Origin of the sequence: Chryseobacterium sp. WLY505, assembly GCF_030846215.1 — a bacterium.
GTDB lineage: Bacteria > Bacteroidota > Bacteroidia > Flavobacteriales > Weeksellaceae > Chryseobacterium.
Window position 1 is genome coordinate 583,417 of record NZ_JAVCWI010000001.1, and the last position, 22,645, is coordinate 606,061.

21 protein-coding genes and 1 tRNA gene are annotated in these 22,645 nt (G+C 37.2%); 9 read left to right on the top strand and 13 right to left on the bottom strand.

The window, feature by feature from the left end; all coding sequences use genetic code 11:
• Nucleotides 1-8: 8 nt before the first annotated feature.
• The 6 genes from RAH34_RS02700 to aceB all read right to left on the bottom strand — a co-directional run bounded on the left by RAH34_RS02700 (nucleotide 9) and on the right by aceB (nucleotide 6,067).
• Nucleotides 9-1,175, bottom strand: a complete 1,167-nt coding sequence (locus tag RAH34_RS02700) for a hypothetical protein (protein WP_306595062.1) — start codon at nucleotides 1,173-1,175, stop codon at nucleotides 9-11.
• Between the two features lie 88 nt (nucleotides 1,176-1,263).
• Entirely contained in the window at nucleotides 1,264-1,785 is a 522-nt protein-coding gene (locus tag RAH34_RS02705; protein WP_306595063.1) for a hypothetical protein, read from the bottom strand.
• Between the two features lie 41 nt (nucleotides 1,786-1,826).
• Nucleotides 1,827-2,213, bottom strand: coding sequence for a thioesterase family protein (locus RAH34_RS02710; protein ID WP_306595064.1), 387 nt, complete (start codon nucleotides 2,211-2,213; stop codon nucleotides 1,827-1,829).
• A gap of 130 nt (nucleotides 2,214-2,343) precedes the next feature.
• Entirely contained in the window at nucleotides 2,344-2,916 is a 573-nt protein-coding gene (locus tag RAH34_RS02715; protein WP_114820431.1) for an OmpH family outer membrane protein, read from the bottom strand.
• Between the two features lie 180 nt (nucleotides 2,917-3,096).
• Nucleotides 3,097-4,380, bottom strand: coding sequence for an isocitrate lyase (gene aceA, locus RAH34_RS02720; protein ID WP_373427979.1), 1,284 nt, complete (start codon nucleotides 4,378-4,380; stop codon nucleotides 3,097-3,099).
• A 112-nt stretch (nucleotides 4,381-4,492) separates the two neighbouring features.
• Nucleotides 4,493-6,067, bottom strand: a complete 1,575-nt coding sequence (gene aceB, locus RAH34_RS02725) for a malate synthase A (protein WP_306595065.1) — start codon at nucleotides 6,065-6,067, stop codon at nucleotides 4,493-4,495.
• Nucleotides 6,068-6,193: 126 nt separating this feature from the next.
• On the opposite strand from aceB, the gene RAH34_RS02730 reads away from it, so the two are divergent.
• The 3 genes from RAH34_RS02730 to RAH34_RS02740 all read left to right on the top strand — a co-directional run bounded on the left by RAH34_RS02730 (nucleotide 6,194) and on the right by RAH34_RS02740 (nucleotide 9,592).
• Nucleotides 6,194-7,675 (top strand): helix-turn-helix domain-containing protein, encoded by a 1,482-nt coding sequence (locus tag RAH34_RS02730; protein WP_306595066.1) that lies wholly within the window; start codon nucleotides 6,194-6,196, stop codon nucleotides 7,673-7,675.
• Between the two features lie 348 nt (nucleotides 7,676-8,023).
• Nucleotides 8,024-8,677: a ComF family protein gene (locus RAH34_RS02735; RefSeq protein ID WP_306595067.1), complete on the top strand. Its 654-nt coding sequence runs from the start codon at nucleotides 8,024-8,026 to the stop codon at nucleotides 8,675-8,677.
• A gap of 228 nt (nucleotides 8,678-8,905) precedes the next feature.
• The gene (locus RAH34_RS02740) at nucleotides 8,906-9,592 is read left to right on the top strand and encodes an alpha/beta fold hydrolase (protein ID WP_306595068.1); all 687 of its coding nucleotides are present in this window, start codon (nucleotides 8,906-8,908) and stop codon (nucleotides 9,590-9,592) included.
• Nucleotide 9,593: 1 nt separating this feature from the next.
• On the opposite strand, the gene upp is transcribed toward RAH34_RS02740, so the two are convergent.
• Together upp and der are read right to left on the bottom strand one after the other, a co-directional pair.
• Nucleotides 9,594-10,244 (bottom strand): uracil phosphoribosyltransferase, encoded by a 651-nt coding sequence (gene upp, locus RAH34_RS02745; RefSeq protein WP_062676151.1) that lies wholly within the window; start codon nucleotides 10,242-10,244, stop codon nucleotides 9,594-9,596.
• A 161-nt stretch (nucleotides 10,245-10,405) separates the two neighbouring features.
• Nucleotides 10,406-11,716: a ribosome biogenesis GTPase Der gene (gene der, locus RAH34_RS02750; RefSeq protein WP_306595069.1), complete on the bottom strand. Its 1,311-nt coding sequence runs from the start codon at nucleotides 11,714-11,716 to the stop codon at nucleotides 10,406-10,408.
• A gap of 363 nt (nucleotides 11,717-12,079) precedes the next feature.
• Here der and RAH34_RS02755 point away from each other — a divergent pair.
• Nucleotides 12,080-12,150: transfer RNA gene (locus tag RAH34_RS02755), tRNA-Gln, on the top strand.
• A 422-nt stretch (nucleotides 12,151-12,572) separates the two neighbouring features.
• Here the strand turns inward: RAH34_RS02755 and RAH34_RS02760 are convergent.
• Nucleotides 12,573-12,752 (bottom strand): hypothetical protein, encoded by a 180-nt coding sequence (locus RAH34_RS02760; protein ID WP_306595070.1) that lies wholly within the window; start codon nucleotides 12,750-12,752, stop codon nucleotides 12,573-12,575.
• 246 nt (nucleotides 12,753-12,998) lie between these two features.
• Nucleotides 12,999-15,278 (bottom strand): catalase/peroxidase HPI, encoded by a 2,280-nt coding sequence (gene katG / locus RAH34_RS02765; RefSeq protein ID WP_306595071.1) that lies wholly within the window; start codon nucleotides 15,276-15,278, stop codon nucleotides 12,999-13,001.
• A 452-nt stretch (nucleotides 15,279-15,730) separates the two neighbouring features.
• Here katG and RAH34_RS02770 point away from each other — a divergent pair, with 452 nt between their 5' ends.
• Both RAH34_RS02770 and RAH34_RS02775 read left to right on the top strand, forming a co-directional pair.
• Nucleotides 15,731-16,198: a heme-binding domain-containing protein gene (locus tag RAH34_RS02770; RefSeq protein ID WP_306595072.1), complete on the top strand. Its 468-nt coding sequence runs from the start codon at nucleotides 15,731-15,733 to the stop codon at nucleotides 16,196-16,198.
• Between the two features lie 4 nt (nucleotides 16,199-16,202).
• On the top strand, nucleotides 16,203-16,613 hold the full coding sequence (locus RAH34_RS02775) for a thiol-disulfide oxidoreductase DCC family protein (RefSeq protein WP_114820443.1): 411 nt from the start codon (nucleotides 16,203-16,205) through the stop codon (nucleotides 16,611-16,613).
• A 218-nt stretch (nucleotides 16,614-16,831) separates the two neighbouring features.
• Here RAH34_RS02775 and RAH34_RS02780 read toward each other — a convergent pair whose 3' ends face one another.
• Entirely contained in the window at nucleotides 16,832-18,271 is a 1,440-nt protein-coding gene (locus RAH34_RS02780) for an alpha-amylase (RefSeq protein WP_306595073.1), read from the bottom strand.
• Nucleotides 18,272-18,459: 188 nt separating this feature from the next.
• On the opposite strand from RAH34_RS02780, the gene RAH34_RS02785 reads away from it, so the two are divergent.
• Nucleotides 18,460-19,128 (top strand): DUF4290 domain-containing protein, encoded by a 669-nt coding sequence (locus RAH34_RS02785; RefSeq protein ID WP_034695011.1) that lies wholly within the window; start codon nucleotides 18,460-18,462, stop codon nucleotides 19,126-19,128.
• The gene (gene murA, locus RAH34_RS02790; RefSeq protein ID WP_034695010.1) at nucleotides 19,128-20,435 is read left to right on the top strand and encodes a UDP-N-acetylglucosamine 1-carboxyvinyltransferase; all 1,308 of its coding nucleotides are present in this window, start codon (nucleotides 19,128-19,130) and stop codon (nucleotides 20,433-20,435) included. The genes RAH34_RS02785 and murA overlap by 1 nt, the downstream gene beginning before the upstream one ends.
• Before the next feature lie 247 nt (nucleotides 20,436-20,682).
• On the opposite strand, the gene RAH34_RS02795 is transcribed toward murA, so the two are convergent.
• Nucleotides 20,683-20,994, bottom strand: coding sequence for an NIL domain-containing protein (locus tag RAH34_RS02795; protein WP_034695009.1), 312 nt, complete (start codon nucleotides 20,992-20,994; stop codon nucleotides 20,683-20,685).
• A gap of 159 nt (nucleotides 20,995-21,153) precedes the next feature.
• Nucleotides 21,154-21,828: a YiiX/YebB-like N1pC/P60 family cysteine hydrolase gene (locus tag RAH34_RS02800; RefSeq protein ID WP_306595074.1), complete on the bottom strand. Its 675-nt coding sequence runs from the start codon at nucleotides 21,826-21,828 to the stop codon at nucleotides 21,154-21,156.
• A gap of 102 nt (nucleotides 21,829-21,930) precedes the next feature.
• Here RAH34_RS02800 and RAH34_RS02805 point away from each other — a divergent pair, with 102 nt between their 5' ends.
• Nucleotides 21,931-22,635, top strand: coding sequence for a response regulator transcription factor (locus RAH34_RS02805; protein ID WP_306595075.1), 705 nt, complete (start codon nucleotides 21,931-21,933; stop codon nucleotides 22,633-22,635).
• Nucleotides 22,636-22,645: the final 10 nt, after the last annotated feature.

A 22,645-nucleotide genomic window follows, 5' to 3' on the forward strand; every position in this document is an offset into this window, starting at 1 on the left:
CTATCAAGTTATTTTATCATTTTTTCAAATCTGTTAATGACTTTGTACTCTTTGTCTTTGATAACAATTTCATAATGTCCTTTATTCAGGATTAAAAAACGGCTGTCTTTAGAAGTTTTGAGTTCAATGATATCAGCAGGAATTCCCTGTTTTTCAAACTCTCCTTTTCTGTATGCTAAAACCAAGGCCGGATATATTGAAACTTTAGAAGCTGAAATCTTATAGAGCTTTCTGTTTTTGTTCAACATCCAATTTGGTCTGCCTTTAATGTATTTTGTAACGGGATAAATAATTTTAATATCGGTATATAACTCCTTGTCTTCACCATTGTATATTACCTGATTGTCATCTTTTAAAACAACGGGCACAGTATTTTTCACAAGTCTTAAAAGCGGTTCATTATACTTCAGGTTACTTTTTTCTGAAAATTGAGTCTGATCAATGGTAAACGGATTCACACCTGTTAAGTCTGAAAGTCTTCCCGCCATTGTTTTCTCCCAGGATTTATGAACACCTTCATAAGCGTGCTGGTAACCGCAGTAGATGAGATATTTGCCTCCTTTATTTTTCTGCATAAAATCGAAGATATTTTTTGCTTCTCCAATTTCTCTTTCTTTGTTATTTCCTTCTGCTTCGTAGGGGAAAAGTGTAAATCCAATTTTCAAAGCATGGTAGATAAAATTTCCGAATTCCGGTTCTTTGGAGTAATATCCGCTACTGAGAGTAGCAAATTTTGTGGTATTTAAAGAATCACTTGCTAAAGTTTCGAGTCCCAAATATCTGTAGCCTTTGTCATATAATCCCTGAAGTAAGGAAGATGCAAATGCTCTGTGGCTGGCATTATGATGAGCTTCATTAATGATGACAATCTGTTCACTGGCAGCTCTTTCCAAGATATAATCTTTTGCATTGACAGGGATTAATTTTGTATATCTCAGGCTATCTGCAGTACTCAACTTTTTTACACGTCCAAAAGTCTCATCCCAACTTTCCAATGCCGGTTTATATTGTCCGCTTATTGAGTAGTATGTTGCTGCCATCTGGCTTCTCCAGGATTGATCTTGGGTGGAATCTGCCATCTTTTTTTTGATATCATCTGTAAACCAGTAAGGGTTTTCCTGGCCATAGCCTATTATGCTTAACAAGAGTAAAGCCAGTGAATAATAGAATTTCATGTATATTTAGTTTTTGATTGATAATTGTCATCCGATAAGCTACAAATTCAGAGCCAGCAATACAAGAGGCCTGGCTAAAATCATTTCTTTATAAGTTATTTGCAAATTTTGATTTATTTACAGTTACTTTATTCTTAAAAGCTTTATAAATATAGTATTGGTTGATATTATTCTGAGTAATCAAAATAGGTTCAGCATTATCCTCAATTACAATTTTAGAATATCCCAGATCTGATGAAAAGGCATTTGAGTTCCATGAATAATACAATTCAACGGCTTTAATTTTATCAAAATCTATTTTTCTCTCTTTTTGGCTCTGTTTATCCAATACGATAATTTGCTTTTCTAAAGGATCAATTTTAGCTTCTTCCCTTAAATTTCGCAAATAATATTTTTTTCTGATTAATGCTGTTCCCAAAAAGAGATAAGTAAGAAAAGAAAACAGTAAAACCGGAACAGCAAATGAAAATATCTTTGATAATGAAAGTTCATTCCAGTTCAGAATCATTTTACGTACAATGGCACCAGAAATAAAAACGGTAAAACACAGATAAAAATACCCTAATATCAAATTGCCTACAATTTTATTCTTTCTATATTCAAATTCCATTTTAACAAATTAAAATTGTTTTGCTCTACACCTTATTCTAATTAAAAAAACTTCTCCAGCCAGTCGTTTTCCAGGCGTTTTATTTTTTTGGTTTCAGGATCAAACAGAATCCAAAGCGTACTTGAGTCTACCACAAGTTCGTCATTGCAATAGAATTCAACTTTTCTTGGCTGCTTGGCTCCTTCGGGAGTCAGAGGATAGGTTCTTACCGTAATGATATCACCCAGATAAACCTGTTTTTTATATCGGATATGATGATCCAGAAGCATCCAGGCATCGTTTACATATTCTGTTTGTTGTTTCAGAAGATCCCAATGCTCTGCAGCTGCTTCTTCCACCCAATGCACATATTGTACATTGTTTACGTGGTTGTTCTGATCAATATGATCTTCTGTTACTTTGATCTGTTTTTCGTACATTAAATTCATTCTGCTGAAAGTTTACTCAAATGTATCATTTTAAAACAAAACTTTCTTCACTCAACCCCACACTTTTATGCATAAAAAAAACGGAATCATAAGTTCTGATTCCGTTACAATATTCAGTATATTGAATTTCTTATTTAGATTTTCCGGCAGATTTTGCAGGCGTTGCTGTAGCTCCTAATTTAGTTTTTACAAGTGCTGTGATATCTTCACTTCCATCGTTGTACACAAGATTATTAGCTTCCTGGGATGCAATATCAAAAACATAATTGATACTTCTTTCTTTAGCAGCCGCAGAAATAGCAGCTTTTACTTTTTGCTGAAGCGGAGTAAACAATTCATTTTGTTTTGCAGAAATATCTTTAGCAGCCTGTGTTCTCGATTCTTCAATTTTTTTACCCAGAGTCTGTAATTCTGTTTGTGCTGCAATAAGTTCTTTAGTTACTGCTTCTTTGTTAGCTTCACTAAGAGTTTTTTCTTTATCCTGTGCTGCTTTCAGTTTGGTCTGATAATCACCGATTAACTTTTCAATTTCAGTCTGTTTGGTTTTTGTCAGGTTATCCACAGTTGCACTTATTGTTTTTACTTCAGGTAAACTTGCAAAAATATCATCAGTATTCACACTTCCAATCTTCTGTTGGGCTTTTGCAGCATTTGCAGTAAGGGTTAATCCTAATGTAATAAAAAGTACTTTAATTAAATTCATTTGTAATAATATTTTTTCAGCCCCAAATATAATTCAAATTTCAATTACTTATCATGTTGTATTTATTTCTTTAGTATTTTGAAATATTTACAGCACAAAAAGAGGCCAAAACAGCTTTAAACAAAAGAAAAACCTCCCCACAGACGAGAAGGTTTCACATCAAAAAAATATGGAAAATAACTAATGGAATTGTGCCGTTTCTGTAGAATCTTTCATTGCCACTGTAGCTGAAGAGCCGTTGGTAACAATATTCTGTACCTCATCAAAATAACCAGTTCCTACAAAAGACTGATGTTTTACCGCTCTGAATCCTTTCTGCTGCAGTGCAAACTCACGCTCCTGAAGTTCAGAATATCCGGCCATTCCTCTTTCTTTATAAGCTAATGCCAGTTCAAACATAGCCGTATTTAATGCATGGAATCCTGCAAGGGTAATAAACTGGAATTTGTATCCCATTTTAGCCAGCTCCTCGCGGAAAGTCGACATTTCTTCCACACTCAGCTTTGCTGCCCAATTGAACGAAGGCGAACAATTATAAGCCAGCATTTTTCCCGGGAATTTCGCATGAATTCCTTCTGCAAATCTTCTGGCCTGCTCCAGATCAGGATTCGAGGTTTCCATCCAGATCAGATCTGCATAGGGGGCATAAGACAGACCTCTGTCGATGCCTTGTTCTACTCCATTTCTTACCACGTAAAATCCTTCGGAAGTTCTTTCTCCTGTCACGAATTTCTTGTCTCTGTCATCAATATCAGAAGTCAGCAAATCTGCTGCATCCGCATCTGTTCTTGCAATAATAAGGCTTGGAACACCTAATACATCGGCAGCCAGACGTGCTGCAATCAGTTTATTTACTGCTTCCTGAGTAGGCACCAATACTTTTCCCCCTAGGTGTCCACATTTTTTGGCAGAAGAAAGCTGATCTTCAAAATGGACACCAGCTGCTCCTGCTTCAATCATCTGTTTCATCAGTTCAAAAGCATTCAGGTTACCTCCAAAGCCCGCTTCAGCGTCTGCAATGATAGGCACAAGATATTCTTTATTTCCTGTGCCGCTTACAGACTGCACCTGATCCGCTCTCAATAAGGCATTATTAATTTTCTTTACCACAGCAGGCACTGAATTGGCCGGATACAATGACTGATCAGGATACATCTCCCCAGATAGATTGGCATCTGCAGCCACCTGCCATCCTGAAAGATATATGGCTTCCAGCCCGGCATCCACTTCCTGTACCGCCTGATTACCCGTTAATGCACCAAGTCCTGCCACATAATCCTGAGTATTCAGTTTATCCCAGAATTTTTTTGACATTTCTGTCGCAATAGTGTAGTCAATGGTATAAGAACCTCGAAGTTTTAAAACTTCTTCTGCTGTATAAGGTCTTTTTACACCGTTCCAACGTGGATTCGTCAGCCAATCTTGTTCAATAGCCTGGATCTGTTCTTGTCTTGTTTTCATAATATTTGGATTTTGTTTGATTAGATTTTGGGGTTCGGGTTACGAGGTTCGGAGGTTCGGAGGTACGAGATATGATTCTCAAACTTTCGGACACTTCTACTCTCTCACTCTCCAACTAGATAAAAGGGTATGCTTTAAGGGTTAGAAATTCTTCAAAATTTTCACAGAAAATCAATTCATTGAAAAGTTCTTTGGCAAGATTGAATTTTCCATTCTGGAAACGGGTTTCTCCTACATACTTTTCAATATTGTCCATTTCTTCTTTTTCCCACTGCAACACCATACTTCGGGTTAATGTTCTATCATCACTCAATACAGCTTCGTTCTTCAGCCATTGCCAGATTTGTGTTCTTGAAATTTCTGCAGTAGCTGCATCTTCCATCAGATTATAAATGGCGGCTGCGCCAGTTCCCATCAGCCAGCTTTCCAGGTAAAGAATTCCTACATTGATATTTTTTCGGACTCCTTTTTCGGTAATATCTCCTTTGGGGATTTCCAGCAGCTGGCTTTCTGTTATATGGTATTCAAATTTTTTATCGACCTGATTTTTAGAAGTCATATACTGGTCAAAAATTTCTTTTGCTACAGGTACCAATGCCGGATGTGCTACCCAGGTTCCATCATGACCGTTTTTCACTTCCCTTTCTTTGTCATTTCTTACTTTTTCAAAAGCCTTTCTATTGGCTTCGTCATCGTCTTTTACAGGAATCTGAGCTGCCATTCCACCGATCGCATGTACATTTCTTTTATGACAGATTTCGATCACTCTTTTTGAATAAGCACTCATAAAAGGAGAGGTCATGGTCACCTGATCTCTGTCCGGAACAATAAATTCGGGAAGGTTTCTGAATTTTTTAATGTAGGAGAAAATATAATCCCATCTTCCGCAATTCAATCCTGCGCTGTGTTCTTTTAATTCAAATAAAATTTCATCAATCTGAAATGAAGCAGTAATGGTTTCTATTAAAACAGTGGCTTTAATAGTTCCCTCCGGAATTCCAAGATAGTTTTGGGCAAAAACAAAAACCTCATTCCACCAGCGGGCTTCTTTATAGTGTTCTAATTTCGGAAGGTAGAAATAAGGGCCACTCCCGTTTTCCAAAAGCTGTTTTGCATTTCTGAAAAAATAGATTCCAAAATCAGTCAGTGATCCGGAAGCTTTTTCTCCGTTGATTTCAATATGTTTTTCCGGAAGATGAAGCCCTCTTGGACGAACCTGTAAAACAGCCGTTTTTTCATTAAGAGTGTACGCTTTTCCTTTTTCGTTAACAAAATCTATCTTTCGGTTAATAGCATCAGAAAGATTAATCTGTCCCTGGATACAGTTTTCCCAAACCGGCGAACTGCTGTCTTCAAAATCGGCCATAAACGTGGAAGCACCGGAATTCAAGGCATTGATAATCATTTTGCGGTCAACAGGGCCGGTAATTTCTACTCTTCTATCCAACATATCTTCAGGAAGTGGAGCACATACCCAATTTCCTTTTCGGATCTCTGATGTTTCTTTCAAGAACTCAGGAAGATTTCCTCTATCAAAATTTTGCTGTGTCTTTTTTCTTTCTTCTAAAAGTTCAAGTCTTTTATGATTAAAGTTCTGATGAAGCGAAATCAGAAAATCTGTCAAATCGGGAGTAAATATTTCCTCAAACTGCTTCTGCGACTTTATTTCTAACTGAGTCTTGGTTTCCATAACGTATTGATTTTGTGATTTGATATTACAAACATAAATAAAAATTTTCACAAATAGCGAACGTTCGCTAAATTTATTTAAAAATTATTATGCGAATAATCGCATCTAATTATTTATATTTGAGTAATGAATTCAGAAAGCGACTTTATCAAAACAGTTTTCGGGCTGAAACTGAAGCAGCAGAGACAAAAGAAAAACTGGTCTCTGCAGGACCTTGCTGTAAAGACAGGATTATCAAAATCTTACCTCAACGAAATTGAGAACGGAAAAAAATATCCCAAGCACGATAAAATTATTCAACTTTCTGAAGCACTCAGCTGTACTTTCGATGATCTGGTTTCTACCAAGCTGGATAAAAGCCTGGCTCCCTTCAACGAAATTCTTCAGTCTGATTTTTTCAAAGAAGTTCCTTTGGAGTTGTTTGGGATCAATAAGAATAACCTTATCAGCATTATCAGCGATGCTCCAAAAAAAGTAACGGCTTTCATCAATGCTCTGATTGAAATTTCTCAGAATTATAACCTTGGAAAAGAGAGATTTTATTTTGCCGTATTGAGGTCTTTTCAGGAATTGTATGATAATTATTTTCCGGAAATTGAGGAAAAAGTAAGTCTGTTTACCAAGGAAAATCACTTAAAAATCGGGAAAAGCCTGAAGTCTGACATTCTGGAGAAAATTCTTGCAGAAAAATTCAGTTACATCATTCAGTCTGAAGATTTTGAAAAATATGGAACCCTGGATAACCTGCGTTCTCTTTTTATTCCGGAGAAAAAACTTTTACTTCTGAATCAAAAACTGGAAAAGGATCAGAAAACTTTTATCCTTGCGAAAGAAATAGGGTTTAATGTTTTGGAATTAAAAAATCGTCCCAATACGTATTCATGGCTGGATTTTGGAAGTTTTGAGGAAATCCTGAATAATTTTTATGCCTCTTATTTTGCAGGAGCTTTGCTTATTTCAAAAGAACCTGTTATTGAAAAGACTTCGGAATTCTTCCAGCAAAATAAATGGGATCCTAAAAATTTCGAAAGTCTGATTAATAGCTTCACCCATTCACCTGAAACCTTCTATTACCGCCTTACAAACATCCTTTCGGCAGAGATGGGAATCAAGGATCTTTTTTACTTATGCCTGGTAAAAAAGAAAAATTCAGATAAAATTCAGATTTTAAAAGAGCTGCATCTTAACCATCAACAGGCTCCTCACGCCAATGCAATGAACGAGCATTACTGCAGAAGATGGATTGCGGTAAAAAATCTTGGTGATTTAAAAGAAAATGAAACCCTGACAGATGCTCAGATTTCTCACTATAAAGATCAGGGAATAAGCTATCTGGTAATTTCTACCTCACAAAAAAATCCTTTCTCAGATGGAAGCAACAGAAGTTACTGCCTGGGCATTTTACTGAATTCTCAAACCATTAAAAAAATTGGGTTTATCAAATCTCCTTCTTTAAAAACCATTAATGTAGGGGTTACCTGCGAATCCTGCAGTATTGCGGATTGTGAAGTGAGACAGGCACCACCCGTGAGATTGGAAAAGGAACATTTTAATCTGAGTATGAAAAATTCTGTAGAGAAGATTAGAAAGACGTTTGAAGATGTTTAAACAGGAATGGTGAATTGTCAATACGCTTCGCTTGTGAATTTCTATGTGAGGTTCGGGGTGCGGGATCCGGGTTTGTGAATAATCGATTTGCTGCTGATATTTACGGGTAGCTTATTTTTCTAAACGCGGAGTTTGCAAAATTTTTCTATACTATTTATAACTTTTTTTGATCGCTATTGCATTTCACTCAGCAACGAAAAAATCCTTTCTCTGCTCAATGAAATGTCCTTGTAAATGATATAAGATAAACTGACAAACCTTTGCGAACGTCATCATTAATAATAATTCACTATTGACTTTGCGAAGCAAAAATTGACAATTATTTTCATATCTTAGTAAAAACACACTATGATATTAGAGGTCTTGTTTCCGAACCGTTGCATTCACTGCAACAGAATCATCGATCCTGAACTTTTGGTATGCGATCTTTGCTTCAGCCAGATTCATTTTACCCATTACAATTATTTTGAAAATAACCCTATTAAGGAAAAATGCAGTTTATTATTTCCGGTTGAAAACGCGTTTGCTTTAATACAATTTGAAAAGGAAGGTTTAAGCAGAAAGATTATTCACGATCTTAAATACAGGAACCGGGAAAAAACAGGCAAAATTCTGGCAGACTGGACTACAGATCGCCTTGATTTCAGAGATGAGAATCCTGATCTTTTAGTAAGTGTTCCGCTTCATCCAAGGAAACTCCGCGAGCGAGGATATAATCAACTTCATTTATTCACAGAAACATTATCAGAATTTTATGATATCCCGTTTGATCATGAATTAGTCAAAAGAAATCATTATTCCAAAGCTCAGGCATTAAAAGATAAGAAGCATAGATTGGAATCTACTCATATGTTCTCCATTACCCAATCTATTACCGGGAAGCATATTCTACTGATTGACGATGTTTTCACCACAGGAAATACGGTTTCATCAATTGCCTGGAAGATTTTAAATGCTGGTGATAATAGAGTGAGTGTTTTGGTGATGGCTGAAGATGTTTGATGTGGGATTCGGGGATCGAAGTACGAGTTTCGGGATGGTGAGATACGGGATACAAGGTCCGAGGTCCGAGTTCCGGGATGGTGAGATGCAGGATGCGAGGTGTGGAGATCATCTTCAAAAATATTCTCAAAATCTACAACTCTCCCACTCTAAAACACTCTCACTCTCTTACTCAATCCATTTTCATGATTCAATTCTTTTTCCTAATTTTCCGGAAACTACACAACTATGCCAAATCTGCTTTTACTGCACGGAGCTTTAGGTCACAGCGACATTTTCAAACCTTATCTGAGTGCATTGTCCCAATATTTCACCTTACACACCCCTTTATTTTCAGGACATGGAAATCAGGAACTTCCCGCAGACGGTATTACTATTGAAAAATATACTCAGGAATTATCCGATTATTGTAAAGTGAATAACTTAACTGATGTATCAATTTTCGGGCACAGCATGGGTGGTTATGTTGCACTTTGCTACGCCATGGAAAATCCTGACAATGTAAATTCTGTGATAACACTGGGCACAAAGTTCGACTGGACTGAAGAACAGGCTTTAAAAGAAAGCAAAATGCTTAATCCGGATGTTATTCTTGAAAAAATTCCGCAGTATGCCCAGCTTTTAGAATCACAACACGGAGCAAAGTGGAAACAACTTCTTCCGGCTATTGCTGATTTAATGGTTGATTTAGGTAAAAATCCTCCTCTGGAACATAATTTTGCTACAATTAGCACTCCGGTTCAAATCATGGTGGGTGATAAAGATCATATGGTAACGCTGGAAGAAAGTATGAGAGTTTACAGAAGCCTTTCCAACGCAAAACTGGCCGTACTCCCGGATACAAAGCATCCTATGGATAAAGTACGACCTGATTTATTATTGAATTTACTAAAAGATTTCTTTAATCTTTCTTAAATTATCTTTGAAGTTTTTCTCCGTAGCTCAAATCTCCGGCATCACCTAATCCAGGAGTGATATATCCTTTTGAAGTCAGATGTTCATCAATGGCTCCTACCCAGATGTGTGCTTCAGGATAAGCATTCTGAACTGTTTCAACGCCTTGTTTTGAAGCAATGGCTGCTACGATATGAAGCTGGGTTGGATTTCCGTTGGTTAGCAAGTCTTTGATCGCTTCAATCAGAGAAGCTCCGGTTGCCAACATGGGATCTGCTACGATCAAAGGTCTACCTTCAATGCTTGGACAGGTAAGATAATCCTGTTTGATTGAGAAATAATCGTTGGCATCGTGTTTTCTGTATGCCGCTACAAAACCACAGTCTGCTCTGTCCAAATAGTTAAGAATTCCTTCGAATAACGGAACTCCTGCTCTTAAAATGGTTGTAATAACCGGTTGCACAGCAATTTCCCTGCTTTTTATTGTATCTAAAGGAGTTTGAATTTCAACTTCTCTATACTCCAGTCCTTTACTGATTTCAAAAGCGGCAATCTCCCCGATTCTTTCCATATTCCTTCTGAATCTCATTCGGTCATGTTGGATCGTAACGTTTCTAAGTTCGTTAATCCATTCGTTGACCAGAGAAAAGTGTTGCGATAAAATAGTAAGCATGAAAAATTTATTTTTAATTTCAGTTAATTGATATTAATTGCTGCAAAATTACAACTAAAAAACGAATTGAAAGATCGGGCAGAAAGAGAAAGTCTGCTCTGATGATATAAAAAACTCCGGCAAGCTTCGCTTGCCGGAGTTTTTGTGAACAGTAGTTCTTATTATTTTTGTCTGAAATACACTTCAATCGGAACTCCGGTAAACCCGAATTCTTTTCTCAGCTGATTTTCAGTAAATCTTTTATATGGTTCCTTCACATACTGCGGAAGGTTGCAGAAGAATACAAACTGTGGTGACGGCGTAGGAAGCTGAACACAATATTTGATTTTGATATATTTTCCTTTCAATGCCGGCGGCGGTGTATTTTCGAAGATCGGAAGCATTACTTCATTCAGTTTTGAAGTCTTAATTTTCTTCTTACGGTCTTCATAAACCTCCATGGCCACTTCTACAGCTTTTAAAATTCTCTGCTTCGTTAAAGCTGAAACAAATAGGATTGGAATATCCTGGAACTGACCAATTTTATCTTTGATTGATTTTTCGAAATCACGCATTGTATTGGTTTGCTTGTCTTCGATCAAATCCCACTTATTCACAAGGATTACAATTCCTTTTCTGTTTTTCTGAGCTAAACCAAAGATGTTCATATCCTGAGATTCCCATCCCTGTGTAGCATCTACCATGATGATCACGACGTCAGAATATTCGATAGAACGGATCGATCTCATTACAGAGTAGAATTCAAGGTCTTCGTTTACCTTAGACTTTCTTCTCATCCCTGCCGTATCTACTAATACAAACTCGTGTCCGAATTTGTTGTATAAAGTCTGGATACTGTCTCTGGTAGTTCCTGCAATATCGGTTACGATATTTCTTTCAACATCCAATAAAGCATTGGTCATGGTAGACTTTCCTACGTTTGGACGACCTGCAATGGTAATTTTAGGAAGACCTTCGAAAGGATCTTTATATTCTGTAGTAGGGAAATCTTTCACGACATCATCTAACAAGTCTCCTGTTCCGGAACCTGTTGCAGAAGAAAGCGTGTAATATTTATCAATTCCTAACTGATAGAATTCTGTTGCAGGAAGCTCTTCCTTCGCAGAGTCTACTTTATTGATAACGATATAAATTGGTTTGTTGGATCTTCTAAGAAGTCTGTAGATTTCGTGATCTGTGTCGGTAAGCCCTTCTTCTACGTTCATCATAAAGATAATAGAAGTGGCTTCATCCACCGCTAATTGTACCTGCTTACGGATTTCTTCTTCAAAGATATCATCTGTACCTACATCATAACCTCCGGTATCAATTACCGTAAAATCTACTCCGTTCCAGTCTGATTTTCCGTAGTGACGGTCTCTGGTAACACCAGCTGTAGAATCTACAATAGCTTCTCTTCTTTCTAATAAACGATTAAAAAGCGTGGATTTTCCAACGTTGGGACGTCCAACGATTGCGACAATATTTGACATAAAAAATGTTTAATAATCCTTTTGCTTTGCTCAGGATATGTTATTAATGGGTTACTCCAACTTTTGGAGCCCAATTTTTTGCAAAGATAGGGTTTTATTATTTAACAGATGGAAGCTGGGAGAAGGAGGCTTGATGTTATTATCCATCGGATAAATTAATGTAAACCCTGCTTTTTCAATCTAACAAATATATCCACAAATCTACTGTTTATGGGTAGAAGAAGATTTTTTTAAAAAATTTTATTGAAAAATAATTATTTGGATATCAATACATAAAGCGATCCGCCCACCTATTATGTTAATTAATCTTTAATTTAGATTTTCATATTTAAAATAAATTCTATAATTTCGCGGCATAGAAACAGACCCATGGTGTAGCGGTAACACTACTGATTTTGGTTCAGTCATCTGGGGTTCGAATCCCTGTGGGTCTACAAACCATCCTTTTTTAAGGATGGTTTTTTGTTTTTCTTTTACATATTCTACTAAAGTGTTAGCCTTATTCTCGGCTTGTCGGCATTATTTGAACTGTTTATAAAAACAATAACCACTTGGGGGTATTTATTATTTGTGGACACGAGCGAGACGCTCGCGCCAGCAGAGGAAATGGGAGGTAACACCAGTTGTAAAGAATTAACATAGTCGTTATTAAAATAAATAGCCCGTATTTCTTTATACAGAAAAGATTCTATTAACAACCAGTTTGCTTTTGGACTTAATAATCTCGCTTTAAATGAATGTTCTTTAACAAGATCAATTTTACCAATATAACATGTATGAGGATATTTCAGTTCAATTTGAATACGTTCAATTTTAGACTGTAGATCCAATAACAAATTTATATTATCAACAATATTTAGCTCAACACTTTTTCAGCGATCGCTCCTTTTAATCTCAGTATATTTTCTTTAAAGTCATACTTATCTGATCTTTGAATGTTTTTAATATGCCTTCGGCTTATCAGTACAAAACCATCCACCACATAATCAACAGGAATATATTTTATATAACACCAATCATCTGATATATCTACCAATATACCCTCAAATTATTTTTTATTTTTTTAGAGTAATTGAAACAACATTATTGATAAGTTCTTTTGTTTTCATCTCTTTTAGTCTCTTTCATTAATGGCACTCAAATTTACAAACTCTATAAAGAACAACTCATTCGTAGATATAATGATTAAGACATTTATAGTAGAATCTTTGTATTATCGATATTGAGATCAATAAAAAAGACAGCCATAAATGCTGCCTTTGCTTATTTTCATTTTTACTTATTAGACCAGATCAAACCTATCCAGATTCATCACCTTCGTCCATGCTGCCACAAAGTCTTTCACAAACTTACCTTGTGCATCAGCACTTCCGTATACTTCAGCGATAGCTCTCAATTCAGAATTGGATCCGAAAACAAGATCTGCACGCGTTGCTGTCCATTTTGGCTGACCGGTTTTCCGATCAGTTCCGATATACAATTCTCTGTCATCTGACATTGCTTTCCACTGAGTTCCCATATCCAGAAGATTCACAAAGAAATCATTGGTAAGAACGCCCGGACGGCTGGTGAATACGCCATGTTTTGAACCGTCAAAGTTCGCATCCAAAGCACGCATACCTCCTATCAATACCGTCAATTCAGGGGCAGTAAGGGTTAATAGCTGTGCTTTATCAATCAGTAAAGATTCCGTAGAGACCGTATATTTTCTTTTCAGATAATTTCGGAATCCATCCGCTGCAGGCTCAAGGTATCCCATAGATTCTACATCGGTCTGTTCCTGAGAAGCATCCATTCTTCCCGGAGCAAAAGGAACTTTTACGTCCTGACCAGCATTTCTGGCAGCCACTTCTACTGCCGCATTACCTGCCAAAACAATCAGATCGGCTAATGATATTTTTTTACCTCCGTTTTGAGAATCGTTGAATTCTTTCTGGATTCCTTCCAGAACATTTAATACTTTATTCAATTGAGAAGGATTGTTGACTTCCCAGTTTCTTTGAGGCTCTAGTCTGATTCTGGCTCCGTTGGCCCCGCCACGCTTATCACTTCCTCTGAATGTAGAAGCGGAAGCCCAGGCTGTAGAAATCAATTCGGCATTGCTTAATCCTGAATTTAAAACTTTTGATTTCAATGCTTCCACATCATTTCCGTCAACCAGTTCATGATTTACTTCCGGAATAGGATCCTGCCAGATCAGTTCTTCCTGTGGTACATCCGGACCTAAATAACGGGCACGTGGTCCCATATCTCTGTGCGTCAGTTTAAACCACGCTCTTGAAAAAGCATCAGCAAACGCATCCGGGTTTTCATAAAAATGTCTTGAAATTTTTTCGTAAACAGGATCCAGTCTCAAGGAAAGATCCGTGGTAAGCATGGTTGGTTTATGCTTTTTGTCAGCATCAAATGCGTCAGGAATAATATCAGCTCCATCCTTAGCTACCCATTGGTGAGCTCCGGCAGGACTTTTTGTCAATTCCCATTCATTTTCAAAAAGATTTTTAAAGAAATAATTACTCCATTGAGTCGGGGTTTCTGTCCAGGTTACTTCCAGCCCGCTGGAAATAGCGTCTCTTCCGCTTCCTGATTTATAAGTACTCGCCCATCCAAGTCCCTGCTGTTCAATTCCAGCTCCTTCAGGTTCTTTTCCTACGTGATCTGCAGGACCTGCTCCATGGGTTTTACCAAAAGTATGTCCGCCGGCAATCAAAGCAACGGTTTCTTCATCATTCATCGCCATACGTCCGAAAGTATCACGGATATCTTTAGCGGCTGCAATAGGATCTGGATTTCCGTCCGGACCTTCAGGGTTTACATAAATAAGTCCCATCTGTACCGCAGCCAATGGATTTTCAAGATTTCTGGAATGAATATCTCCATCTGCGTTATCATCGGTAGGAAGAACTGCTGATTTTCCTTCTACAACTCCTTCCGAGCCGTGCGCATAACGTAAATCTCCTCCCAGCCATGTTTTTTCTGATCCCCAATATACATCAGAATCCGGTTCCCAGACATCTGCACGTCCTCCCGCAAATCCGAATGTTTTGAAGCCCATGGATTCAAGAGCAATATTTCCGGTAAGGATCAAAAGGTCTGCCCATGAAATGTTTCTTCCATATTTTTGTTTGATGGGCCACAATAATCTTCTTGCTTTATCAAGACTTACGTTATCCGGCCAGCTGTTTAAGGGTGCAAAACGCTGTTGTCCAGCTCCGGCTCCACCTCTTCCATCGCCTACACGGTAGGTTCCGGCACTATGCCATGCCATACGGATAAACAGAGGTCCATAATGACCAAAATCTGCCGGCCACCAATCCTGAGAATCTGTCATCAATGCATGAAGGTCTTTTTTTACAGCCTCCAGATCAAGGCTTTCAAATGCTTTGGCATAATCAAAATCCTTGTCCATAGGATCTGAAAGGGAAGAATGCTGACGCAGAAGATCTACTCTGAGCTGATCCGGCCACCAATCAGAATTCTGGGTTCCACCGCCTGCTACACTCTTCTTCATTGTTCCGTTATGAAACGGGCATTTACTGATGTCATTCAAATCTTTTTCCATTGTCGTTTATTTTATTTTTTATGTTGATTAATACAGTTTCAATTTTCTGTTGTAAGAACATGACAAACCTACAACGTTTGATCGATAAATACAATCTATTAATTTTTATTTCAATGATAGTCAAAAACTATATATTGATATTTTCAACGGCACAGTAGCAAGACATAATTGTGGTATTAAGTTAGTCATTTTTCAAATTAACTTAAATAAAAACAGCAGTATATAGCCCAATTTAGAATTACTCAACGTAAGAATTTTAAAGGGGAAAGAAAGTTGGAGACTGGAAGAAGGAAGTTTAATCGCCTCATGAAAAACAATTTGATCATTTCTGAAAAACCACGCTATTCCAGCAATTTCTAAAAGCACTTCCCTCTTCCCTCTCTCAGCTTCCATCTTTCTCCCACTAAAAATAAATTAACTACCTTTATATGGACCAAATATGAACATCTGCTATGAAAAAAATAATTGTTGTGATTCTTGTTGCCTTTATCATCATCCAGTTTTTCCCTATTGATAAAACAAATCCACCGCTTACTCCGGGAATGGACTTTATAAAAATTAAAAATACTCCGGAAAAAATTGCCCGTACCCTCAGAACGTCTTGCTATGACTGCCATTCCAATGAAACCACGTATCCATGGTATAGCAGTATTTCCCCAACTTCGTGGTGGGTAAAAAATCATATTGATGAAGGCAGGAAACATCTTAATTTTTCTACCTTTGCAGTATATGAACCTAAAAGACAGCTTCATAAACTGGAGGAATGTATAGAAATGGTTGAGAAAAAAGAAATGCCGCTGGAATCTTATTATTTAGGTCATCAGGATGCCAAACTGTCGGATGAGCAGCGTGCAGATCTTGTACAATATTTCAAAAAAGTGAAAGAAGATACAGAAAGAGGGATCATGTTTAATAAATAATGTCATGGAAAATTGGAAAAATAAGCATATTGTTTTTTTTGACGGAGATTGCGGAGTTTGTAATTTCTGGGTGCAATGGATTTTGGAGAGAGACAAAAAAGACCAATTCATGTTTGCTTCTCTTCAATCTGATTTCGGACAGCAGTTTTTATCCGAAAGAGGGCTGGAAACCAATGTCTTCAATACGATGTATCTTTGGAAACCCGGACGGTATTATCAGATCAAATCAAGAGCAGTGCTGGAAATTGCCAATTTACTGGGAGGAGTTTATAAACTTTCGTTTATTGGGAAAATAATGCCTGCATTTTTAAGGGATAAGATGTATGACGTCATTTCCAGAAACAGGATGAAACTGGCCAATCAGAAATGTTATTTACCGGATCAGCATCAGAAGAAAAAGTTTATTCAGGTGTAGTTTTCTTTCAACTTTATATAAAAATATCATTCCGTAAAAATTTCCAACGAGCAGTATTAAAAATAATACATTGTAGAGATTCCTACGGAATGACAAATAAGACGTATAATTTTTCTTGTTTAATGTTTAATAAAAAAACAATCTGAATAAAAGTCGCTTATCAGCTTCATCATTCATCATTCATCATTTACCATTACTCATTACCGATTGCTCATTACTCATAAATTCAGCGACCACACAGAATATGAATTTGGCGGACATTGGATTTTCACCCATTTATCTCCCTGAGTTGTTGGGTACCAGCTTGAGTTTCCTGTGAAATCTTTGATCTGCTGACTGCTCCAGTTTGTTTCTATCCATCTTTCCTGCCAGTTTGAAGAGGTGTTGATATAGACAACAAGTCCGGGATTACCGTTATAGCCGTTACGTCTTGCAATATATTCATCGTTATCAGTATATAGAATGGAAGTGGTTCCGGTAGCTTTATTATTGTGAATCCAGATCAGATTATTCAGTCTTTCTTTGTTTAACCATTCTTCATAATCTCTGTAAAAAATGGTGGGATAACCTTCATGGGTTAGGATATAAGCGTAGGCCGGCATTTTATTGTAAATAATATCGGTATCATGATTGGCTACAAAAGTAACTGCTTTGTATGGATTTCTTTTCCACATCATATCATCATTCAGAGCGTTTAAGTTTCCGTTATCAAAGGCTTCATCCATTTTATAATAAGCAGCAAAATCAAACACAGAACTGTTCGCATTATTTGCCCACCACTCTAATGTATTGACGTTGGAATCCCATAATTCTCCCACTGAAAATCCTCCTACTTTTGAATTCCAGGTATTGACTACCCATGGCCCGAACCCTTTAACATAATCAAATCTCCAGCCATCAAATTTCATCACGTTTTTATAATATTTTGCCACGGAATCATCTCTTCCCCAAAGCCAGTCCTGCACATGAGGATTAGCATGACATAAATCCGGAAAACCGCCAAATGCCCCTTCATCATTATTTCCGTAAGCATTTTTATAAAAGTCATTATAATTTCTCTGAAATTTTCCGGATGCCACACCTGAAAAATTAGTCCAGGTATTCGTTCCCGTAAAAGGATTGGCTTCAGACTGCCCGCCACTGTTGTGATTGATTACAATGTCTGCATACACCTGCATATTTTCAGCATGCGCTTTGGTAATCAATGCTTCCAGTTCGGCTCTGGATCCGAAACGGGTTTCTGTGCTTCCATTCTGATTAAAATCTCCAAAATCATAATAATCGGTAGGATCATATCCCATAGAATAAGCCCCGTTCTGAGCTTTTGATGCTGGAGGTAACCATACAGCTCCAATTCCGGCGGTAGACCATGCGGTTAATTTGTCTTTAACGGTATTCCACCAGTTACCCCCTTCCGGAACATCCCAGTAAAAACCTTGCATCAGAACTCCGCCACCCGGTCCGGCTGTGAATTTACTTTGTGCAGAACCGGAACCGTTTCCTGTACTGAAAGGGCGTCCATCATGATGGGTAACATTCACTGTTTTGTTGTGAACCTCTTCTTGTCTGGTAGGTTCAGTTGTCAATTCATCACTGGTTCTACATGAGCTTACTAATGCTAAAGCCAGCAGGGAAAGGAAAAAGTTTGTTTTTTTCATCGCTTTAATTAATTATCAATCTATTAAACAAGATACGATTTTATTAAAAACAAATTCAAATGAAAGGGAAATATTTTCATTTTCCACAATAAATCAATAAGAAAGGTATTCAAATTTTTTCATTAAAAAATCATAAATTTTTAAGAATCCCGAGACAATTTTTCTTTTAATCCATATATTTGCATACTATGGAATACAATACCCAAAAAACTCAGCTTCATATGCCGGAATATGGCAGAATTATACAACAGTTGGTTGAGCGCTGCAAAGAACTTCCTACCAAAGAGGAAAGGAACGAAATGGCTATGGCAATCATCGATTTTATGGGTCAGAGAAACCCACAACTTCGCGACGAGGAAAATTATAAACATAAACTTTGGGACCATCTTTATATTCTTGCCAATCATGATCTGGATGTAGATTCTCCTTACCCCTTCCCTACAATGGAAGAACTGGCAGAAAAACCTAAAAGAATGGAATATCCGAAACTTCAAGGTGACTTTAAGTTCTACGGAAAAAGTATTCTTCAATTGATAGAAAAAGCAATCGAACTGGAAACGGGCGATGAAAAAGAAGCCCTTATCGAAGTGATTGCCAACAATATGAAGAAGTCTTATAATGTCTATAATAAAGAACATGTGACGGATGATGTGATTTTCCGCCACCTGAAAGAACTGTCTGAAAACAGGTTGGATCTTACCGGAATAGATTCTCTTGAAAAGAGTAAAATCTATTACACAAGCAATAACAACAACCGAAATAATAACAATAACAACAGGAATAACAACAATAATAAAAACAATAATAACCAGCCTAACAAGAGAAGGCATAACAACAATCATAAAAACAGAAAATAATGAGTGGAACATTTCAAATAAGAGGAGGAAAAAGACTGCAGGGTGAAATAACTCCACAAGGAGCCAAGAATGAGGCTCTACAAATTTTATGTGCGGTTCTTCTGACGGACGAGGAAGTAAGAATCAAAAATATTCCGGATATTCATGATGTGAACAGACTGATTGAAATTCTCGGAGATTTTGGGGTAAAAATTACTAAAAACGGACAGGGAGATTATACTTTCAAGGCTGATCAGGTTAATTTTGATTATATTAAATCTAACGAGTTCAAAAAGGACGGAGCAAAATTACGTGGATCCATTATGCTGATGGGACCAATGCTTGCCCGTTATGGAGAAGCGTATATGCCGACTCCGGGTGGTGATAAAATCGGAAGAAGAAGATTGGACACTCACTTTCAGGGACTTGTTGAATTAGGTGCTGAATTCAATTATGATGAAGAGGAATATTTCTATTCTTTAAAAGCTAAAGAATTAAGAGGAAAATTCATCCTGCTGGAGGAAGCTTCTGTTACCGGAACTGCTAATATTGTAATGGCAGCAGCTCTGGCAAAAGGAAAAACAAGAATCTACAACGCTGCCTGCGAACCTTATCTTCAGCAATTATGCAAAATGCTGAACAGAATGGGGGCCAATATCTCAGGAATCGGCTCCAACCTTCTTACGATTGAAGGGGTTGACTACCTTAGAGGAACAGAGCACACAATGCTTCCGGATATGGTGGAAATCGGATCATGGATTGGTCTTGCGGCCATGACAAAATCTGAAATCACCATCAAAAATGTAAACTGGAACCAGCTTGGTGTGATCCCGAATACCTTCAGAAAATTAGGAATTGAGCTTGAGCAAAGCGGTGATGATATCTACATTCCTGCTCAGGAACATTATAAAATTCAGAAATTTATTGACGGTTCTATCCTTACCATTTCGGATGCGCCTTGGCCAGGATTTACACCGGATTTATTATCTATTATTTTAGTAGTAGCTACTCAAGCGAAAGGAAGTATCCTTGTTCACCAAAAAATGTTTGAGTCCAGATTATTCTTTGTGGATAAATTAATCGATATGGGCGCTCAGATTATTTTATGTGATCCGCACAGAGCAACGGTAATCGGATTAAACCAGGAAGCTCCGTTAAGAGGAACAACAATGGTTTCCCCGGATATCAGAGCCGGAAATGCCCTTCTTATTGCAGCACTTTCTGCTGAAGGAAAATCTATTATCCACAATATCGAGCAAATCGACAGAGGATATGAAAATATTGATGGAAGACTGAGAGCTATTGGTGCTGACATCGAAAGAATTTAAAATTATTTTATTTAATAATAGGAAAGCGTTCAGAAGGTTCTGAACGCTTTTTTTGTTTACCACCCGCCTTTTTTTAACCACCCCGTCAAAAATTCTTTGAATTTTCGCCACCCCTCCAGAGGAGGGGAATTTTGTCCCCGTTAACAATTGATCTTTTTAATGTATTTATCATCTTCTTTTGTAAAAAATAAAAAGTGCCCGGTAAAAGAACCGGACACTTTGGTAATTAAAACTATATGAATCTCACTTAAAAATAGGTTCTGCAGGTATATTCTACCGTCGTATTGATAAGTTTATTTTTATTCAGATAGACTTCAAGCTGCTGAAAATCATCTGAATTAACATTAATATATAACTGTACCGAACCGAAACTGTATCCGTTCACGTACTCTACATTAGCAGATAACACTCTATGGCAAATTCCAAACTGATTATAGATGGTATTCATTAAATGTTCAAATTTCATTTTGCCATTCAACTCTATTTCCAGTAATAATTCTTTTTTAGGCAGGCTTATTTTATTTTGCAAAACCTGCAGGCCGGGATTAGGTGTAATCATTGCTAAACATTTTTGGGTTAAACATTGTCAGATCATATTGCGTTCTGCATTTAAATCTGTGACAAAAATATAAAAAAATATTAGTCCACCAAATTAGTAGACTAATATTTTTAAAAATTTAACATAAAAAAAAGAAGCCTGTTCAGCTTCTTCTTATATTTAAAAATTTCCTATTCTTTCCAATTTGTCAGAACCGGCCAGTCCGTTTGGGTTGCAACCCGGCTCTCCTTCAGGGACTTTGAGATTTTTCTTGGTGTAAAATTCTTCCCAGAATGCATTCGTTTTTCCTGTTTTCGGATCAATAAACGTCATCGGTTCCAGTTTGAAAATATTTTCCGCCCGAAAAGATCTTTCTACAAAATCTGAACAGTAATAGGATTGTTCATCCAGAATATAATTGAAATTGTATGGTTTGCCCAACATGGAATTAGCCTTTTTAACGGCTTCAGGAATTGCTTTCTGATATTCCGGTTTTAAACGGTAAACAATCACCTGCTGCCCTTCTTCTTTCTGCTCTTTAATAAAATCCTTCAAATCCTGTTTCTGAGAACCGCCTTTGGGAGCAGCGTGCAGAACAAACATCCGGTTGCCCTCTTTTTCCAGAATTCCTATGTGATCAAATGAAGCTGTCTTTTGTTTTTGAGTAACATTATTGATTGCTCCGGAAAGTCCCGATTCCTTGGCTGTCACAAAAAGCAGATCACCATTTTTAAGTTGTACATTGCTTGGATAAGAGTGATTACACTGGATCAACAAAACCATTAAACAGGACAAGAGTCCAGTTACCATCATTTCTTTGATTCTTTTGCTAAAAAATGTTTTACATTCAGACATTCTATTATACTTTTCGATACCAAAATTACAAAATAGAATTCATTACATTTGTGGGAATATTGATCTATTCTTCACACCAACCCAAACCTATTCAAGATTCTTATGCCACATATTTTATTAGTTGAAGACGATGACAGACTTTCCAAACTGATTGCAAAAGGATTTCAGGAAGCTGAATTTGAGGTGACCGTGGCTTATGACGGAAACATAGGTTTGAAACTGGCTCTACAGACGAATTTTGATCTGGTAGTCACAGATATTGTTCTGCCTAAAAAAAATGGTCTTGAATTTTGTAATGAAATAAAAACTCTGAAACCTGATCTTCCGGTCATTATGCTGACTGCATTGGGAACTACAGATGACAAGCTGGAAGGCTTTGATGCCGGAGCGGATGATTATCTGACCAAACCTTTTGAAATGCGTGAACTGGTCGCAAGGATCAAAGTACTTCTAAAACGCTTCTCACAACAGAGACAGCAAAAAGTTTCCGTTCTAAAATATGAGGGAATTGAAATGAATCTGGAACAGAAAACGGTGCGCAGAGATCATACAGCAATAAAACTCACTCCGAAAGAATTTAATCTTTTAAAATTCATGATGGAGAATTCCGAAAGGGTTCTTTCCCGAAGTGAAATTGCAGAAAAAGTATGGGAGACCCATTTTGACACGGGCACCAATTTTATTGATGTGTATATCAATTACCTTAGAAAAAAAATAGATAAAGATTTTGAAACGAAACTGATCCACACCAAAGCCGGCATGGGATTTATTCTGAAAAAAGACTACGAATCAGGCCTTGTACAGTAAGCATTAAGAT

Excerpts from the sequence above, each read along its gene's own strand:
- RAH34_RS02800 (WP_306595074.1), bottom strand. The coding sequence starts at position 21,828 with ATGTCTGAATGTAAAACATTTTTTAGCAAAAGAATCAAAGAAATGATG.
- RAH34_RS02715 (WP_114820431.1), bottom strand. The coding sequence starts at position 2,916 with ATGAATTTAATTAAAGTACTTTTTATTACATTAGGATTAACCCTTACT.
- RAH34_RS02740 (WP_306595068.1), top strand. The coding sequence starts at position 8,906 with ATGCCAAATCTGCTTTTACTGCACGGAGCTTTAGGTCACAGCGACATT.
- murA (WP_034695010.1), top strand. The coding sequence starts at position 19,128 with ATGAGTGGAACATTTCAAATAAGAGGAGGAAAAAGACTGCAGGGTGAA.
- RAH34_RS02710 (WP_306595064.1), bottom strand. The coding sequence starts at position 2,213 with ATGAATTTAATGTACGAAAAACAGATCAAAGTAACAGAAGATCATATT.
- RAH34_RS02785 (WP_034695011.1), top strand. The coding sequence starts at position 18,460 with ATGGAATACAATACCCAAAAAACTCAGCTTCATATGCCGGAATATGGC.
- RAH34_RS02775 (WP_114820443.1), top strand. The coding sequence starts at position 16,203 with ATGGAAAATTGGAAAAATAAGCATATTGTTTTTTTTGACGGAGATTGC.
- RAH34_RS02700 (WP_306595062.1), bottom strand. The coding sequence starts at position 1,175 with ATGAAATTCTATTATTCACTGGCTTTACTCTTGTTAAGCATAATAGGC.
- upp (WP_062676151.1), bottom strand. The coding sequence starts at position 10,244 with ATGCTTACTATTTTATCGCAACACTTTTCTCTGGTCAACGAATGGATT.
- RAH34_RS02705 (WP_306595063.1), bottom strand. The coding sequence starts at position 1,785 with ATGGAATTTGAATATAGAAAGAATAAAATTGTAGGCAATTTGATATTA.
- RAH34_RS02770 (WP_306595072.1), top strand. The coding sequence starts at position 15,731 with ATGAAAAAAATAATTGTTGTGATTCTTGTTGCCTTTATCATCATCCAG.
- aceB (WP_306595065.1), bottom strand. The coding sequence starts at position 6,067 with ATGGAAACCAAGACTCAGTTAGAAATAAAGTCGCAGAAGCAGTTTGAG.
- RAH34_RS02735 (WP_306595067.1), top strand. The coding sequence starts at position 8,024 with ATGATATTAGAGGTCTTGTTTCCGAACCGTTGCATTCACTGCAACAGA.
- katG (WP_306595071.1), bottom strand. The coding sequence starts at position 15,278 with ATGGAAAAAGATTTGAATGACATCAGTAAATGCCCGTTTCATAACGGA.
- RAH34_RS02780 (WP_306595073.1), bottom strand. The coding sequence starts at position 18,271 with ATGAAAAAAACAAACTTTTTCCTTTCCCTGCTGGCTTTAGCATTAGTA.
- RAH34_RS02805 (WP_306595075.1), top strand. The coding sequence starts at position 21,931 with ATGCCACATATTTTATTAGTTGAAGACGATGACAGACTTTCCAAACTG.
- der (WP_306595069.1), bottom strand. The coding sequence starts at position 11,716 with ATGTCAAATATTGTCGCAATCGTTGGACGTCCCAACGTTGGAAAATCC.
- RAH34_RS02795 (WP_034695009.1), bottom strand. The coding sequence starts at position 20,994 with ATGATTACACCTAATCCCGGCCTGCAGGTTTTGCAAAATAAAATAAGC.
- RAH34_RS02730 (WP_306595066.1), top strand. The coding sequence starts at position 6,194 with ATGAATTCAGAAAGCGACTTTATCAAAACAGTTTTCGGGCTGAAACTG.